This window comes from Chryseobacterium sp. HMWF035, assembly GCF_003094695.1.
Classification (GTDB): Bacteria; Bacteroidota; Bacteroidia; order Flavobacteriales; family Weeksellaceae; genus Chryseobacterium; species Chryseobacterium gambrini.
The window spans coordinates 1-16,263 of record NZ_QEHP01000103.1 but is presented as its reverse complement, the minus strand read 5'-3'; the positions used below and the strand labels follow the sequence as shown (position 1 = coordinate 16,263).

15 protein-coding genes, 3 tRNA genes and 1 pseudogene are annotated in these 16,263 nt (G+C 33.8%); 14 read left to right on the top strand and 5 right to left on the bottom strand.

The window, feature by feature from the left end:
• Nucleotides 1–428: 428 nt before the first annotated feature.
• Nucleotides 429–1,811 (top strand): phosphoglucosamine mutase, encoded by a 1,383-nt coding sequence (glmM, locus tag DD829_RS15370; RefSeq protein ID WP_108411151.1) that lies wholly within the window; start codon nucleotides 429–431, stop codon nucleotides 1,809–1,811.
• 326 nt (nucleotides 1,812–2,137) lie between these two features.
• A complete protein-coding gene (locus DD829_RS15365; protein WP_108411150.1) occupies nucleotides 2,138–3,517 on the top strand; it encodes a tetratricopeptide repeat protein in 1,380 nt (459 codons plus the stop codon).
• A gap of 49 nt (nucleotides 3,518–3,566) precedes the next feature.
• Here the strand turns inward: DD829_RS15365 and DD829_RS15360 are convergent, their stop codons facing one another.
• Genes DD829_RS15360 through DD829_RS15350 form a run of 3 tightly spaced genes read right to left on the bottom strand, consistent with a single transcriptional unit; the run spans nucleotide 3,567 to nucleotide 5,533 of the window.
• Entirely contained in the window at nucleotides 3,567–4,457 is an 891-nt protein-coding gene (locus DD829_RS15360; RefSeq protein WP_108411149.1) for a DMT family transporter, read from the bottom strand.
• A complete protein-coding gene (aat, locus tag DD829_RS15355) occupies nucleotides 4,444–5,097 on the bottom strand; it encodes a leucyl/phenylalanyl-tRNA--protein transferase (RefSeq protein WP_108411148.1) in 654 nt (217 codons plus the stop codon). Before aat ends, DD829_RS15360 begins: the two co-directional genes overlap by 14 nt.
• A gap of 58 nt (nucleotides 5,098–5,155) precedes the next feature.
• On the bottom strand, nucleotides 5,156–5,533 hold the full coding sequence (locus DD829_RS15350; RefSeq protein ID WP_108411147.1) for a DUF3127 domain-containing protein: 378 nt from the start codon (nucleotides 5,531–5,533) through the stop codon (nucleotides 5,156–5,158).
• A gap of 191 nt (nucleotides 5,534–5,724) precedes the next feature.
• Between DD829_RS15350 and DD829_RS15345 the strand changes: the two genes are divergently transcribed.
• From DD829_RS15345 to DD829_RS15330, 4 genes are all read left to right on the top strand, one after another.
• Nucleotides 5,725–5,806 (top strand) — tRNA-Leu (locus tag DD829_RS15345).
• A 6-nt stretch (nucleotides 5,807–5,812) separates the two neighbouring features.
• Nucleotides 5,813–5,888: transfer RNA gene (locus DD829_RS15340), tRNA-Gly, on the top strand.
• Nucleotides 5,889–5,893: 5 nt separating this feature from the next.
• Nucleotides 5,894–5,977: transfer RNA gene (locus DD829_RS15335), tRNA-Leu, on the top strand.
• A 248-nt stretch (nucleotides 5,978–6,225) separates the two neighbouring features.
• Nucleotides 6,226–7,386 (top strand): NUMOD4 domain-containing protein, encoded by a 1,161-nt coding sequence (locus DD829_RS15330; protein ID WP_108411146.1) that lies wholly within the window; start codon nucleotides 6,226–6,228, stop codon nucleotides 7,384–7,386.
• Here DD829_RS15330 and DD829_RS15325 read toward each other — a convergent pair.
• Nucleotides 7,370–7,888 (bottom strand): tyrosine-type recombinase/integrase, encoded by a 519-nt coding sequence (locus DD829_RS15325; protein WP_108411145.1) that lies wholly within the window; start codon nucleotides 7,886–7,888, stop codon nucleotides 7,370–7,372. The two genes, DD829_RS15330 and DD829_RS15325, sit on opposite strands and share 17 nt — an antisense overlap.
• A gap of 131 nt (nucleotides 7,889–8,019) precedes the next feature.
• A complete protein-coding gene (locus DD829_RS15320; protein ID WP_108411144.1) occupies nucleotides 8,020–9,828 on the bottom strand; it encodes a helix-turn-helix transcriptional regulator in 1,809 nt (602 codons plus the stop codon).
• Nucleotides 9,829–10,264: 436 nt separating this feature from the next.
• Here DD829_RS15320 and DD829_RS15315 point away from each other — a divergent pair, with 436 nt between their 5' ends.
• The 8 genes and pseudogenes from DD829_RS15315 (at nucleotide 10,265) to DD829_RS15275 (ending at nucleotide 15,916) form a co-directional block, all read left to right on the top strand.
• Nucleotides 10,265–10,690, top strand: a complete 426-nt coding sequence (locus DD829_RS15315) for a polyketide cyclase (RefSeq protein WP_108411143.1) — start codon at nucleotides 10,265–10,267, stop codon at nucleotides 10,688–10,690.
• Between the two features lie 10 nt (nucleotides 10,691–10,700).
• Complete coding sequence (locus tag DD829_RS15310; protein ID WP_108411142.1) at nucleotides 10,701–11,591, top strand: hypothetical protein; 891 nt, start codon at nucleotides 10,701–10,703, stop codon at nucleotides 11,589–11,591.
• 111 nt (nucleotides 11,592–11,702) lie between these two features.
• Nucleotides 11,703–12,029, top strand: coding sequence for a DUF4870 domain-containing protein (locus tag DD829_RS15305; protein WP_108411141.1), 327 nt, complete (start codon nucleotides 11,703–11,705; stop codon nucleotides 12,027–12,029).
• Between the two features lie 293 nt (nucleotides 12,030–12,322).
• On the top strand, nucleotides 12,323–12,628 hold the full coding sequence (locus DD829_RS15300) for a DHCW motif cupin fold protein (protein WP_228408218.1): 306 nt from the start codon (nucleotides 12,323–12,325) through the stop codon (nucleotides 12,626–12,628).
• A 1,149-nt stretch (nucleotides 12,629–13,777) separates the two neighbouring features.
• Nucleotides 13,778–14,038 (top strand): annotated as a pseudogene (locus DD829_RS15290) (VOC family protein); the annotation flags it as partial.
• Entirely contained in the window at nucleotides 14,038–14,556 is a 519-nt protein-coding gene (locus DD829_RS15285) for a hypothetical protein (protein WP_108410383.1), read from the top strand. The pseudogene DD829_RS15290 and the gene DD829_RS15285, both read left to right, overlap by 1 nt.
• Before the next feature lie 275 nt (nucleotides 14,557–14,831).
• The gene (locus DD829_RS15280) at nucleotides 14,832–15,116 is read left to right on the top strand and encodes a KilA-N domain-containing protein (protein WP_228408217.1); all 285 of its coding nucleotides are present in this window, start codon (nucleotides 14,832–14,834) and stop codon (nucleotides 15,114–15,116) included.
• The gene (locus DD829_RS15275) at nucleotides 15,095–15,916 is read left to right on the top strand and encodes a KilA-N domain-containing protein (protein ID WP_108410384.1); all 822 of its coding nucleotides are present in this window, start codon (nucleotides 15,095–15,097) and stop codon (nucleotides 15,914–15,916) included. Before DD829_RS15280 ends, DD829_RS15275 begins: the two co-directional genes overlap by 22 nt.
• The last annotated feature ends 347 nt before the right edge of the window (nucleotides 15,917–16,263 follow it).

Sequence of the window (16,263 nt, the reverse complement as noted above, 5' to 3'; positions counted from 1 at the left end):
CAATTAATTGGAAATCAAATAGTTAAATTAAAAAAACATTATTCAAAATAATAAAAAAAATCTTCCGACCATGACTAGCGGCTTTGCCGCCGCCGAAACTCTAAAATGAGCTCAGACAATGCTGCAATCGGGGCTAGTTTTTTTACCATAATCATTACTTTCTGTCATTGCGAGGAATGAAATGACGAAGCAATCTCAATAAACAACCGATATCAAGATGTTGTGCTTTTCTCCATTCTACCGTAATTTCATCAGATAATAAGTCCTCATTATATTTGATTGAAATAAGATGACTTTTAATGATTATTTAAAAATTCAGGAATATTTTTCAGAATCAACTCACAGGTTTTATTTGTATTTTTGCGAAAGATTCCATTTCATCATATCGGAAAAATGGTTTCAGAAGAATATAAATAAAAACATACTTAATGTCACTAATAAAAAGCATTTCAGGAATCCGAGGAACCATTGGCGGAAAAGTAAACGATAATTTAACGCCGCTTGATGTGGTAAAATTCGCTTCCGCATTCGGAACCTGGCTTCAGAACAATAAAAATAAAAAAGATTTAACCCTGGTTATCGGTAGAGATGCAAGAATCTCCGGACAAATGGTGTCTTCTCTGGTAACGGCAACTTTACAGGGACTCGGAATTAACGTAGTAGATTTAGGTCTTTCCACAACACCCACCGTTGAAATTATGGTTCCCGAACTGGAAGCAGACGGAGGAATTATTCTCACTGCTTCTCACAATCCGAAACAGTGGAATGCTCTGAAATTATTAAATGATAAAGGAGAATTCATCAGCGGAGAAAACGGAGCTGAGGTTTTGGCTTTGGCAGAAAGCGAAGATTTCAACTATGCAGAAGTAGACGATTTAGGAAAATATGAGACAAGAGAAGATGCTTTTGATATTCATATTCAGCAGATTTTAGACTTGCCGATGGTTGACGCAGAAGCTATTAAAGCTAAAAATTTCAAAGTAGTTTTGGATGCGGTTAACTCTACGGGAGGAATTGCAATTCCGATGCTTTTGGATAAATTAGGATGCGAAACAGTAAAATTATACTGTGAACCGACCGGTCATTTTCCCCACAATCCGGAACCATTAAAAGAACATTTGGGAGATATTTGTGAGCTGGTAAAAAAAGAAGGCGCAGATTTCGGAATCGTTGTCGATCCGGATGTAGACAGATTAGCTTTAATCGATGAAAAAGGCGAAATGTTTGGCGAAGAATACACATTGGTTGCAGTTGCAGATTATTTACTAAAAAATAAAAACGGAGTGGCAATTTCCAACCTTTCTTCAAGCCGTGCTTTAAGAGATGTAGCAAAGACCCACAATTCAGAATATTTTGCCAGTGCAGTAGGAGAGGTAAATGTGGTCACTTTAATGAAAGAAAAAAATGCAGTGATTGGAGGAGAAGGAAACGGAGGAATTATTTATCCGGATCTTCACTACGGAAGAGACTCTTTGGTAGGAGTTGCTTTGTTTTTAACCCATTTGGCAAAAGAAAATAAAACCGTTTCTGAACTGAGAGCAGGTTATCCAAGTTATTTCATGGGCAAAAAGAAAATCGAATTAACGCCGGAAATCAATGTGGATGATATTTTATTAAAAATGGAGAAAGAATATCAGAATGAAGAAGTTTCTATCGTTGATGGCGTGAAAATCGACTTTGAAAATAACTGGGTTCACCTCAGAAAATCAAATACAGAGCCGATCATCAGAATTTATACAGAGGCAAAATCACAGGAAGAAGCTGATAAATTGGGAGACGATATCATCGCAAAAATTAAAAGTTTAATTTAATCTGAAATAATAGCGGAGCTTTTTAGCTCCGTTTTTTTTGATGGAATGCTAAGAAATGGTAAATATCAGAAGAGAAGTTCAATTCCTCTAAAATGCTTCCACTATTATGTTAAATTAACAATAACTCCTCCTTTTTTATCCACAATTCTTTGATGATAATGATCTTTTCACTATCTTTCAGATAGAAATTTACGAAAATAAATGTCAAAAAAATTTCGCAACTTTGCATACATTTTGAATCATAAATTTCAGAAGTAATATTAATTTAAAAAGTTTGTCGAGGTTTGCAAGTAGATTCAGACATTGGCCGACGAAGGATGTGAGTATTGGAAGAGTATTTTGGAAATGAACTTGTGAAGAAGTTCGAAGAAATGATGGAAAATAATGATGAATTCTACTTTGATACAGAAGAATTGGAAGACATCATTGTTTATTACCTGGAGCTGGGAGACTTTAATTACGCCGATATGGCAGTGAATTACGGTTTGAAGCTTCATCCCAATTCTTTGGACATTAAGATTAAAAAACTTGAAGTTCTTTTGGAATGGGAAGATTATAATGCGGCGAAAGATCTTATCGATGAGCTGAAAGGTTCTTCAATGGAAAACACAGACTTTTTGGTATGCTACGCAAAGTATTATTCGAATCTGGGAAATCCTAAAAAATCTATAGAAATTTGTAAAAAAGCATTGGAGCTGAAGGAAGAAGAAAATTTCCTTCACAACTTTATTGCAGACGAATATGTGAATTTAGGAGACCCCTTTAACGCTCTTAAACATTACAGGAAAGCATTGAAAGAAGATCCTACGGATGAATATTCGCTGGAAAACTGTATGGTGTGCTTTGCAGATCTTAATAAGAGCGAGGAGGCAATTGCCTTTCTGAATGAATATCTGGACGAGTTTGCCTATTCTGAAGTAGCATGGTTCGAATACGGACAGTTCTACTTCAACAGGAAAAACTACGAAGAAGCGATAAAAGGATACGATTATTTATTGGCGATCAATTCCAACTCTGTAGGAGTTTATGCCAATAAAGCGGCATGTTATGAAGCTTTAGGACAGTATAAAAAAGCAATCGAAGTCTACGAAGAAATGCTGGAACTGGAATATACCAAAGCGTTTACCTTCTATAAAATCGGATTGTGTTATAAAGCTTTAAAGCAGCCCATTGTTGCCTTAAACTTTTTTCAGAAATCGTTAAGAGAAGATCCTCAGTTTTATCTTGCCATGATGGAACAATCGTATCTTTACGAAGAGATGGGCGGAATGACGGAAGCATTGCATTTTGCAAGAGAGGCGACTTATCTTAACGAAAATAACCTTGATTACCAGAAAAGATTGGCTTTTCTCTTTATCGATTCCGGAAAGTTTGAAGAAAGCCTTTCCTGCCTGAAAAAGCTGGTGGATGTAGAACCTTCAAGATTTTACAACTGGTACGCTTATTCGGAGGTTTTGATGCTTCTGGGAGAATATGAAGAAGCGATTATTGTTTTAAAAGAGGCTTTAAAATCGCATAACAGAGCAGAATTGTATTATCAGCTCAGCAATTGCTATCTCAACCTTAAAGAACAGGAAAAAGGCGTTGAATCCCTTCATAATGCATTAGAACTTGATCCTTCATTAGTAACGGATATGCAGAAAAAATATCCTTTCATTAAGGATGAGGTTAAAAAAGTAAAGGCAAAAGTTAAAAAGAAAAATTAGTCATTTGATTTTTTGATGACGAAATAAAAATCCTGCAGCAATGCAGGATTTATTTTTTGATCATATTTGTTTTTGTCCTTAAAAAAATAAGTCCGGCAATAATGATACTCGCACCCACAAACTGTAAAGCAGAAAGCTTTTCCCCATCCAGAATTCCCCAGATAATCGCGACAATCGGCATCAGTAAAGTTACCGTTGATGCAAATAATGGCGTTGAAACTTTTAACAGGCGGTAATTCATCATCATAGCTAATCCGGTTCCGAAAATAGATAGAAGACTTACAAAAAAAAGTCCGGTCAGATTGCTTTCATCAAAACTGAATGTCGAAAAAAATCCTGTAAAAGATAAAGCAATTAAGGAAGGAAAAAATAAAACAAATCCAAACACAAAAGCTGATAAAACGGTAGAAGAAACATCCATAAGCTTGGATTTAACCGTTGTTGTGCTCAAAGCATAGCAAAAAGTCGCAAGCAGAAGCAGCAAAATAGGAATCAGTTTAAATTTTCCGTCTTCTCCGTCTCCGCCAAAAGCCAGTAGACAGACTCCGCTGAAACTTATTAAAGTCCCGATAAGCTGTTTTTTTGTTGTTTCAAACTTCCAGATCAAAGCGCCCACAATAATTACAAAAATGGGCATCATTGAGTTGATGATTCCCGCAATGCTGCTGCTTACTTCTGTTTCAGCAATCGGAAACAGAAACATCGGGAAAAAGTTGCCCGTGAAAGCCGCCAAAAGCAGCCATTTTAAATGTTTTTTAGGAAACAGTTTATATTTTGAAATCGCGACAGGCATCAGAATAATTCCTGCGATCAATACCCTCAAAGCTCCCACCTGATAAGGACTGAAATGCTCCAGAGATTTTTTTATCAGAATAAATGAGGATCCCCATATAATGCTTAATACAATCAGGAGAATCCATTTTTCTTTATCTGCGTTCATTATTTTCGTATAAAATTTTTAAAAAATCCTTTTTGGGAATCATTCTTGCTCCCAGACTTTCAAGATGGTCTGTGTGAGACTGACAATCGATAAGTTCAAGGCTGTTTTGATATTTTTCGGCAAAATAAATAAATCCGGCTTTGGAAGCATTGCTCACTTTTGCAAACATGCTTTCGCCGCAGAAAACATTCCCAATCTGTAAACCATAAAAACCACCAACCAATTCTTCATCTTGCCATACTTCAATGCTTTTTGCCAGTCCGTAATCATGAAGCCTGATGAAAACATCCATTAATTTATCCGAAAGCCATGTTCCGGTCTGTCCTTTTCTGGTAATTTCCTGACAGTTTCTGATAACCTCTCTGAAATTTTTGTTTTCCGAAAAAGTAAAAATATTCCTGTTGAGAATTTTTCTCATCGACTTTGAAACCTTAATCTCTTTCGGGAACAATACAAATCTCGGATCAGGACACCACCAGAGAATTTCCTCATCGGGATTATACCATGGAAAAATTCCCAGCTGATAGGCAAACCACACCCTGTCTATTGAAAGATCTCCTCCAAAAGCGATAACTCCCTCGTGTCCGTCATAAACCTGCGGATCGGGAAATGAAATTTCGTTTTCGTCTAATCGAACCATTTTCAAAAAAAATCCCACTTGATAAAGCAGGATTTGTATTTTCAGTGTTATCTCTTAATTAGAAAGGCAGATCGTCGTCATCGTCATCTGCGAAAGGATTCTCGTTAGAAACCGGAGATGCAGACTGAGATGGTGCTGCCTGTGTAGGTTCTGAAGCGTTTTCAAAAACTTTTTCTACTCTCCATCCTGTAATGGAATTGAAGTATTTCGTTTCTCCCTGTGGAGAAACCCACTCTCTTCCTCTGATGTTGATTCCTACTTTCACATTTTCTCCTTCTCTTAAATTATCCAATAAACTGATCTTATCAGACAAAAATTCTATGTTTATCGGCTGTGGATACTGCTCCTGCGTCAGAATCACCATTTCTCTCTTTTGGAAACCGCTCGCAAAAGTCTGAGCATCAAATATTTTCTTTACCGTTCCTTGTAATTCCATATCATATTAATTAACGCTGTAAAAGTAAGAAAATCAATCGTAATAAAGGCTACGCGAAAAAAAAAATGTAAAAATTTTAATTTTTTTTCCTGAAAAGTTTGGAGATAAAAGAATTTATCCTATCTTTGCACCACTGAAAACGACAAAACGAAACAAGTTCATTTAAAAATAAGTTTTCTTTAATAAACAACGCGGATGTGGTGTAATTGGTAGCCACGCCAGACTTAGGATCTGGTGCCGAGAGGCGTGGGGGTTCGAGTCCCTTCATCCGCACAGTATGCGAAAATAGCTCAGCTGGTAGAGCACAACCTTGCCAAGGTTGGGGTCGCGGGTTCGAATCCCGTTTTTCGCTCCACGCCTGCCCTGGTGGTGGAACTGGTAGACACGCAGGACTTAAAATCCTGTGCCTCTTTTGGCGTGCGGGTTCAAGTCCCGCCTGGGGTACTAGCTGATAATCAGCAATTTAGCTCTCTTTTTAAGAGAGCTTTTTTTATGCCCAAAAATCTCGGGTACAACATAGGTACAACATTTTTCAGTTCTAAATGGTTCAAAATGATATACTCTGGTGTTTTCGGAAAAAACCAGAAATGTTGTACCCAAAAAATCCTGTGACCGTTTTTGTTGAATTTAATCTTTTTTTCAAAGTTTCCTATTTTTGTTTTAATTTACAGATAGAATAAAAATTTCAGTCCATGAAGCTGCCCACCGACATAGAAGACAGATATCTTAAAGAAGTTCTCTTAAACTTTTCGCTTGCGGATCTTTCTAAGGAGGAATGGAAGGTAATCGAAGGTTTTGAGAGTTACGCCGTATCCAATTATGGACGGATAAAAAGCCTTAAACGAATTGTAATAAATACAAATGGAGGAGAGTGGAAAATGCCGGATCGTATAATGAAACTACATGTAGGCAAGTATTATAATAAATATGTAAAAAAAGATTTCTATAGTGTTCGATGCAGACTGTCGTTGGAAGGAAAGGAATATGGAAAATCAGTTCCCCGTTTGGTCTATTACCATTTTGTTGAAAAATTTGATATGGATAATCATAAACTCCTTATATCGTTTAAAGATCATAACCAATTTCATATTCATGCTGATAATTTGGAAAAACTTTCTGTAAGTGACGTTCATTATAAAACCATGAAAGTAGGAAGAGGAAAGAAAAGAAACTTCAACAGAGCAGTAAGCCAGTATACTATTGAAGGTACTTTTATGGCTTCTTTTGAATGTATGGATGCGGCCGCCAATACTCTTGGTATCAACCGCACTAATATTTTAGATGTCATCGAAAAAGAGCATTTCACCGCAGGAAATTTCCGGTGGTTTCTAAAAGAGTATACGCCTACAAAAGATGACTTTATACCGTTAGGGAAAAAGAAATCCGATAAAATCTTCAACAACGCTCTTTGGAAACGGCTTGGACAACCAGAAATTGATGAGGGCAATCCGCCTGCCTGTATGAACTTATCCCTTGATGATCTTCCCGGTGAACAGTGGAAACCGATTCCCGGAATCGGGGATCAGTTCCTTATCTCAAACAAGGGCAGAATCAAACGGTTGAATACATGGACAACGCAAACCAAAAATAAAATCTTTTTAAAGGAAAGAATTATATCACTTTCAGCGAGTATCTATTCCGAAAAATCATTTTCTTTACATACTAATATACACTATAACCGCAAGAAAATTAATATCCGGATCAATAAGTTACTGTATTATTGTTTTGTAGAAGAATTTGATCTCAATGACAGAACGCTGGGTGTTATTAATCAAAGTGAACCATTGTGGGATATTGATATCGCCAAACTTTCATTACATTCTGTTTATTTTTTTCTTAAGAGGAAAAAGTAAGAGAATAAGTACAGTTCATTTCATTAGCTTCTGCCACCGCTACTTGAACTTGCCGGTATAACTTCTGAAGCATCTGTACAGAAATTTTATCACCTGAAATATTTCCAAACGTGTGCCTTGAGATGTGCATTGTAATATTTTTGTTAATTTTTGCCAGTTTGGCAATTCGTTTTAAATATTTATTCAACTTTTTATTGGCATTTCTGATGACAGCCAATACCGCTTTAGAATCTTTCTCATCAACGCCTTTCAATTCGGAAAAAATATAACCTCCATTCAATACCTTGTAAGGTTCATAATACGAAAAAATTGTTAAAGCCTTCTCGGGAATCATTAGAGAAACCACTTTTTGGTTCTTGTTCAACTGGTACCGTAATTTTCCGTCCTGAACATTTTTCCATTTCATTTCCAAAACATCGGCAACCCTGATTCCGGCAAGATAAAAACTCAACAACCAAACGTTTCGAGTATGCCATTCCTTAGAGGCAAAGTCTAATTCAATTGTTCAATTGTCAACACCTCGTCTTGAGTTAAGCCAATTTTAATGGATTCCAGAAATTTTATTTGAATTTTATCTTTACCAAAAGGATAGTTCTTATTATCAATGATTCCTTCTTTAGAGTAGTTCATTTATCATATCTTTTGTAAAAAAAGATCCAGATCATCATCTTTTCCTAATCCTAATTTCTTTTTAATTCTGTATTTAGCTACTCTTACACTTTTGGCTTCTATGTGAAGCAAACCTGCAATCTGCTTAGTATTCATTTGTAAATGCAAGCATGCGCAATATTTTATATCCAATTGTGAAAGTTTTTTTACGGATTTCTCATTCAGTAAGTTAAAAAAATCTGGAGGCAATTGTTGTGCTAGAGATTTTATTTCAGCAAAACTATGATCTCTGAGCGTTTCTTCTTTAATAAGCTTATTAATCTGATGGGTTTCTCCTTCATTGACTTTGGCTCTAATTTGCTGAAGTACATCATTTTTTTTAGAAAGTTGCAAACTGCTTGCTATCATTTCTTTTTGGAGTTGGCTCTGTTTTACAGCTAAGAGTTCACGCTCTAGACTGAGTCTTGTTTTTTCCTCTTTTCCAAGTTTTATCTGTAATTCGGCTTCTATTTTTTTTGCTTCTAATTCTCTTTCTCTCTGCGAAGAGTATTTTAGCTTATAATGATAAGAGCGAAACATAAATCCTAATCCCAGTAATGTAACACAGATAATTCCCAAGTAAAGATAATTCTGCAATTTTCTGTTTTCGGCTCTTTCTTTCAGGGTAGCTAATTCTATATTTTTCTTTTCTATTTCGTATTGGATTTCCAATTTTTGAGCATTTTCAATTTGTTGTTGATCGGCAGTTTTTTTAGATAATTCCATAAGCTGGTTACTATAAAACAGTGCTTTTTTATAGTCTAACTGCCTTTCATAGAGATCAGCAAGATCTTTATAAAGAGCCATCTGAAAAAGATATTCTCTATAACTCGTGTTCTTACTTTTTTTAAGTTCGGTCTCAGCAAGTTTGTAATATTTTACAGCTTCATCAATTTTATTTTCAATTTCTGCATAAGAAGCCATTATGCCATAAGTATTAGGAACTATAGAATTTGGATTAATTTTATATTTACTTACAATATCTCTTGCCAGTTGAAGATATTCAAATGATTCTTTTTTGTTAACATTTTTTCCTGAAGATTCCCTCAGCAAAGTTCCTGCAATATTCATAGCAGCACGAGCATAATTTCTATATCCGCATTTAAGAGGATATTTCTGGCATACAAGAAAATTTAGCTGCGCATAGTACATCATGCTGTCTGCATTCTTTTTTTGAGATACTGGATATAATGAATGTAACCCAAACATAGCAAGATAACCATTGGATAGACAAGACGGGTCTTTAGATATCTTTGCATATTTTAATGAAAGACGTGCAAATTTTTCAACATTGTTTTTGTTTTTCCATATCATATTAGTGTTGTACAATGAAAGATATGTATTAACATAAATTTCTGCTTTTTCAACAGAATTACCAGATTTATCACATTCCAAAAATTTCAAAGCTTTTTGAGCCTCATTAACACATAAATCACTAATTTTTAAATCATCAAATAATCTGCTGCTCGAACTATAAACATAAGCATTAGCATAATTACTGTTAGATTTTACCGCATATTCCTTTGCTATATTTATAGCATTATTCGATTCTTTAAATCTTTTTTCAACCCTATATACAGAACTTTTATAAGCATATAAACATGCTAAAGAGAAACTTTCTTCCTTATTGCGGGAGTTAATTGAAGAATTTAAGACATAAATAGCCTGTGAATATTTCTCAGCTTGTGTATAATTTCTCGCTTTGGAAAGAGCAATTTTCAAATCACTTTTCATTTGCCCGTTTAAGCAGACTACACTAAAAATAATAAGTGCAAAAAAAATAATTTTATTCATTTTAGTTTTTATTTCTGAATTTAATGAAAAATGTCTGTTTTTAATATTGAAGTTGTTTAAACTTATTTAGAGAAAAAAAGTTTAAACAACTTCATAGCTAATAAATTATTCTATCAACATAGTTTCGAATTTTCTATGCATGGTAGAAGTTTATCAAATATTCCAATACATTAGTAGACATTTGATTGCAAAGACGATTACTCTTATAAGCACTGATACATTTTCAATGTTGCAAAAGTATACTTTTTGAGACAAATAATTTAATGAAATCCATTTTCATTAAGTTTATAAGATGCTTTAATTCAGTGTTTTAAAAACCGTGTAGTCGTTTTGTGGTCATGCATAATGAAGCTAGTAGTCGTTTTGTGTCATCTAATTTTATTGTTTGACAAACAATTTAATAGAATTTTGCAATCATAGTTTAATAAGTAATAATATGTGGACAAAATCTCACACTATTTTAACAAATGAAGTTACAAAAGAACAAATGTGGAAACTCTTCGCTGATGTTAATAATTGGCATACTTGGGACGATGGAATTGAATTTGCCAAAATTGAGGGAAACTTTGAAAAAGGGAATTTCTTTATTTTAAGACCAAAAGGTGGACCGAATGTAAAAGTTAAATTATTAGAGACAATTGAAAACAAAATGTTTTTAGATGTTACTAATTTCCCTTTAGCAAAAATGTATGATCATCATGTATTTGAAGAAACATCTCAAGGTCTTAAAATTACTAATAGCATAACTGTAACGGGAATTTTAGGCTTTCTTTGGCGCAAAATTGTAGCTCAAAAAATAGTAGATGCTCTGCCAATTGATATGAAGCAACAAGTTCAATCTGCAAAAAGATATAATAATTAACTATTAAAAGATGAAAAAAAACTGTACAATTGTCGCATTAGTTTTGTCTGTATTTGCGTTTTCCCAAACAGGAAATGTAGGAATCAATACAGTCAATCCAATGTATACTCTTCATATTGACGGAGGAAAAGACAATCCCTCTACAGGAAACCCTACTACGGATCAACAATCAAACGATTTCGTAGTTACAAATACTGGCAAAGTGGGTATCGGAACAGCGTCAATCGGAACAGGATATATGCTGAATATTGTAGGTCCAACTAATGCAGATCCTACAACACAAGCTTCCAGCGCAGATATTTTTGCAATTCCGGGAACTTTGGGTGCAAAAAGTTCATTAAGAATTTCGAATTTTCAAGGTAAGCAAACATTGGTTTCTACTTTTGACGCTACTACTAATGTATTGAGAGCAGATGGTATTCAAACTGCAAATTTAGGAGTATTCTATTCAAATGGAGATAACTTAGAGCACGAATTAAGAAGTTCTATTGGTGGAAACCAATATTTCATAATCAATGCCAAAACAGTTACTACCATGACAGCCTCCGGAAATGTCGGGATGGGAATTGTAAACAATGTAGGGAATCTTGCTCCGGTAAGCACACTAGATGTAAAAGGATCTTTAGGCGGAAATATCAGAACCTTGTCTTCAGGAACTATTGCGGACAATGATTTTACGCTATTAGTTCAGGGTGCAATAAGTCTTCCTGTACCAAGTTCTGCCAACATAAGACGTATATATCATATTATTAATGATACAACCGGTACGCAAACTGTTACAGGAAATTTCAGATTAAACGGAAGTACATTCAGCTCTTACATTCTTAATAATTCTGATGGAGGAAGAGGTCTTTCTGTGCAAAGTGACGGAAATAACTGGATTATTATATCAAAGTTTTAATTAGCTGCAACATTTTTCAAAAAACTTTAACTTAATAGAAAAATTGACATTTAACGAAGTGTTGATTTAATTAAATCACAATTTTATTAATTATCTAACAACAATTTAATCATGAGCAAAAATAGATTAGCAATCATTTCTTACATTACAATTATCGGATGGCTTGTTGCTTATTTCATTACCAATAGCAATAAAAGAGATTCTTTTATAAAATATCATTTAAAACAATCTTTTGGAATCTTTATTTCGCAATTTGCTTTTGGTATTATCGCAGGAATTCTAACTTCAATAATACCATCATTATCATTTATTAACTATTTTGGAATTGTATTTTTAATATTATGGATTTTTGGAATCATTAATGCTATAAATTCCATGGAAATGCCAATTCCTGTAATTGGAAAAATATTTGAAAATCAATTTAGTTTTATTAAATAACAAATTCAAAGTTGCGGTATAGCAAAGCATTGATGTAAAAAGCGATAAAAATCAAAAATAATTCCTATACTTATCATAAGGACTTTTATGTATAACTCTTTTGTTATTGGAAATAGGATCCTCAAGTAAGGATAATGCTAAAGTGATTGTAATCTCTTTTATTTCTGTAGTTATAAATCAATAGTTCTTAAACTATTAAGATATAAAATTTTCAAAACTTACCTATTAATGTTAGTATGGTTATATTGTTTTTTATCATTGTAATTGTTCAAAAAAATTAAATAATAAAAACGATGAGTAAAATATTATTCCAAACGACAGATTGGGAAGCAAAAGAAAAAACAGAGCATGTGGACGAAACAGGAACTGCTTATTGCCAAACTGTTCAACTTGAAGGTTTAACCTATACTGAAAACTATTTTGTTGATCATTGGTGCCAAAAGGGGCATATTGTACAATGTCTGGAGGGAGAATTGATAAATAAATTAATAACGGGCGAAAAGACTTTTTTGAGAAAGAGGATGTCTTATATTGTTTCTGATGGTCAGAGTTCGCATCGTTCTATTTCAGAAAGATGGCATAAAATTGTTGATTATTGATGGAGAGTTTTTAAAGTAAGGTGGAATGTTAAAAAATACTAAAGAATTTAATAGTGTTTTTTATGATGTTTAGATATTATTTCAGAATAGTTTGTATTTATTAGTATTAACAGTCAATGAATTATGATTTTAATAATTTCAAAAAAATATGAAAGTCTCTTGAATAATGCTATTTTGGTTTTTAATCGGACAATAATAAAGAAAAAAGGGAATGCTTAAATATTATACTCAAAACGGAGATCAATTTAAATTAAAATCAATAACATTTTATAGAATAGGGCGTATTCTGTTTCTGTGGATTTTAGCTTTAGTCATTTGGAATTATTCTATCATATATGGAGTAATAGTCAAAAGTAAGCTGTATCCTGTTACAGTATTAGTTTTTTGCTATATGTTATCTATAGTTTATCTTTTAGAATTATCTAAGATATTAGTTATTGATAAAAATACAGAAACCATAAGAGTCAGAGAAAATATTTTCTGTCAAACCAAAATTTTCCATCTAAAAGACTTACTACAGATTCAAAAAAGTGAATCAACTACTAATTTTATTCCCATTTTGGCGACTGCCTATCTCATTTTCTGTAATCATAAAGCAGCAGTACTGGACAGGAGATACTTCGCCACAATTGGTTCCTTGTCTTCAATTATTATAGAGACCGAAAAGATTATTAATTATAAAAAATGAACCTATGTTAGAAAGCTATCACTTTCAAAATACTGAGGATAAGCTCAGTCTCACCCCCTATTCTCGGAATATGAAAAACGTATTTATATTTAGCGGTTTGGGAATTATTGCCTGTATGTTGTCTCTATTAATTCATACAAATGCTTATTTTCTCTATTTTTTAGGCTTTTTGGGTTTGATCTGCTTTTTTCAGTCCGGATATAACTATCTTAGTATTAATACTATAGTTTCCTTTAACAAAAAGGACCGATGCATTTATAAAGCATTTAATGGAAAAGAAAAAAAATAATGACCTTTGAGCAGGCGGATATTATTCGATGGACAATAAATAATCGAATGGAGTTTTTTGCTCTTACAAAAGATGGATCTAAAAGCAAAAGATATACAATCAGTCATCATTATCATATAAAAAAAGATGTTCAGGAAAGTACTTTATACCAAAACGAAATTTTGGACATCATTTACCAATCAGTAAAGAAACCTGTCTGATGGGAAGTGATACAGGCGGAGAATGGGCATCGAACTTCAAAGAAGGAAACAATTTTTCAATCTCTATCAATGCTGAGAGCAGAGACGAAGCTGATAAATTATTCAACGCTTTATCTGAGGGAGGGCAGGTCACGATGCCGATGAACCCAACTTTTTGGGGAGCTTATTTCGGGATGTTTGCCGATAAGTTTGGGATTAACTGGATGGTTAATTTTGATGAGCAACAAGCATAATGACCATAGAACATCTATTTCAGGACAAAACCATAAAAGCCAAGGGTAAAGTAAAAACCCTTGGTGAATGGTTATTGAACGATGAATTACCAATGGATGAATTATTGGCTTATGCAGAACTGCAAAAAGCAACCGATAAGGCAACATGCATTGAAGCAGTGGAGTATGCGACTAAAACCAATTCTGCTATTGCAGAGGAAAGTTTAATGGATTATGTTATTGAAACTTTGAAGGATGAAGAACCAAGAGTAAAATGGGAGAGTGCCAAAGTGATTGGAAATATTGCTAAAAGATTTCCGTTGCAACTTGACAGAGCCATTAACAACCTTCTTCCAAATGCTGAAAATGCAGGAACAGTAGTTCGTTGGGCAAGTGCTTATGCTTTGGCAGAAATTTTAAAATTAAAAACGGAACATCATATCAAACTATTGTCTCAAATTGAACGGCTTTGTGAAAAGGAAAAAGATAACGGAGTGAAGAAAAAATATCTTGATGCAATGAAGAAAGTTAAAAAATAGAAAGTTAATCCCAGATTGGTTTGGGGTTCATCCTGTTTTCTCGGGAATGCTCAATGACTATTTTCGGACGATTAATCATCCAAGTTCATCACTTTAAATGCTTTAAAAAGCTCTCATAAATTACAATTAGTTAGCGATCAGTCTGAATGAACATATTAGAATTGAATAACAAACAGCATTCTTGGTTTTTTGGGATACCATATGTAATCCTGATTCTAAATCCCTTGAATTCGAGGGTTTAGAATAAATAGTTTTAAGAGATAAAATATTTGACAATGGCAAAAAGCAAAATTTTACAAGTAGAGGGAAAAGCCATAACCATTCTTTCAGATAAAAATAAGGAATACATTTCTTTAACCGATATGTTAAAAGCAAAAGACGTAGATTTTTTCATCACTGATTGGCTTCGTAATAGAAACACGGTCGAATATCTTGGAATTTGGGAAAGCGTATACAATCCAAATTTTAATTATGGTGAATTCGCCATAATTAAAAGTGAGGTAGGGTTGAATATTTTACGAGCTAAAAAGAATGGGGAATGGCAAAAACATCAAAAATAAGCGTATCAAATACCGAGATTACCATTATTCAGCAAAATAATGAGGATTATATTTCCTTAACCGATATGGCTGGCTACAAAGATAATCAGGAAGCTCGTTTTGTTGTTTCAAATTGGATGAGCACTTATTTTACTGTTGATTTTTTGGCTGTTTGGGAACATGTTAACAATCCAAATTTTAACCGTATGGGATTCCATACGGTTAGAAATAGTGAAGGCAGATTACTTGTAACACCAAAACGTTGGGTAGAAATGACAAATGCGATAGGAATTTTCTCAAAATCTGGGCGTTATGGAGGAGGTATCTTTGCCCATAAAGATATTGCATTTGAATTTGGAACTTGGCTGTCCGCCGAATTCAAGTATTTTCTCATTAGAGAATTTCAACGCTTAAAAAGTGATGAAAACGACAGGTTGCAATTAGAATGGAATTTACAAAGAACCCTTTCTAAAATCAACTACCATATCCATACTGATGCCATCAAAGAAAATCTGATTCCGCAGGAAATTACCGGACAACAGGCCAATTTTGTCTATGCAAATGAAGCCGATTTGTTGAACGTAGCTTTATTCGGAGTTACTGCAAAATCGTGGAGAGACCATAATCCCGACAAAAAGGGTAATGTAAGGGACTATGCGACATTGGAGCAGTTGGTGGTACTCAGCAATATGGAAAGCATCAATGCTTTATTAATCCAGCAAGGCTTACCGCAAAGTGAAAGGCTTATCCAGCTCAATAAAGTTGCCATTACACAAATGAAATCACTTCTTGCAAATCTGTCAATTAAAAAATTAAAATAGAAAATATATTTTTAGCATCTTTTCTGGAAAAGTGTAAATGATGATAAAATTTTAGCCTGCACAATAAAGTATTAATTCACTAAAAACATAATTGAAAACTGGTGTTTCTCATCTTTGCACAAACGTACTTGTGCAAGGTAAATGAAATTTGTCAATAGGTTAGGTGTTTTTTTATATTTATGAAAACTATAATAAAGATGATACTTTTTTTTCGGGATTTTGCCTGATATGGAAAACGGAATGTATCAGTATTTTTGAGGATTCTGTTTCATAGATAACCAGAAAAGGGAATGTCTTCATATATACTTCTCTAAATGGAACTTCGTGCTGTACAAAGGCATTGGGAT

Coding starts and splice junctions, on each gene's coding strand:
- glmM (WP_108411151.1), top strand. CDS start 429: ATGTCACTAATAAAAAGCATTTCAGGAATCCGAGGAACCATTGGCGGA.
- DD829_RS15360 (WP_108411149.1), bottom strand. CDS start 4,457: ATGAACGCAGATAAAGAAAAATGGATTCTCCTGATTGTATTAAGCATT.
- aat (WP_108411148.1), bottom strand. CDS start 5,097: ATGGTTCGATTAGACGAAAACGAAATTTCATTTCCCGATCCGCAGGTT.
- DD829_RS15350 (WP_108411147.1), bottom strand. CDS start 5,533: ATGGAATTACAAGGAACGGTAAAGAAAATATTTGATGCTCAGACTTTT.
- DD829_RS15330 (WP_108411146.1), top strand. CDS start 6,226: ATGAAGCTGCCCACCGACATAGAAGACAGATATCTTAAAGAAGTTCTC.
- DD829_RS15320 (WP_108411144.1), bottom strand. CDS start 9,828: ATGAATAAAATTATTTTTTTTGCACTTATTATTTTTAGTGTAGTCTGC.
- DD829_RS15315 (WP_108411143.1), top strand. CDS start 10,265: ATGTGGACAAAATCTCACACTATTTTAACAAATGAAGTTACAAAAGAA.
- DD829_RS15310 (WP_108411142.1), top strand. CDS start 10,701: ATGAAAAAAAACTGTACAATTGTCGCATTAGTTTTGTCTGTATTTGCG.
- DD829_RS15305 (WP_108411141.1), top strand. CDS start 11,703: ATGAGCAAAAATAGATTAGCAATCATTTCTTACATTACAATTATCGGA.
- DD829_RS15300 (WP_228408218.1), top strand. CDS start 12,323: ATGAGTAAAATATTATTCCAAACGACAGATTGGGAAGCAAAAGAAAAA.
- DD829_RS15285 (WP_108410383.1), top strand. CDS start 14,038: ATGACCATAGAACATCTATTTCAGGACAAAACCATAAAAGCCAAGGGT.
- DD829_RS15280 (WP_228408217.1), top strand. CDS start 14,832: ATGGCAAAAAGCAAAATTTTACAAGTAGAGGGAAAAGCCATAACCATT.
- DD829_RS15275 (WP_108410384.1), top strand. CDS start 15,095: ATGGCAAAAACATCAAAAATAAGCGTATCAAATACCGAGATTACCATT.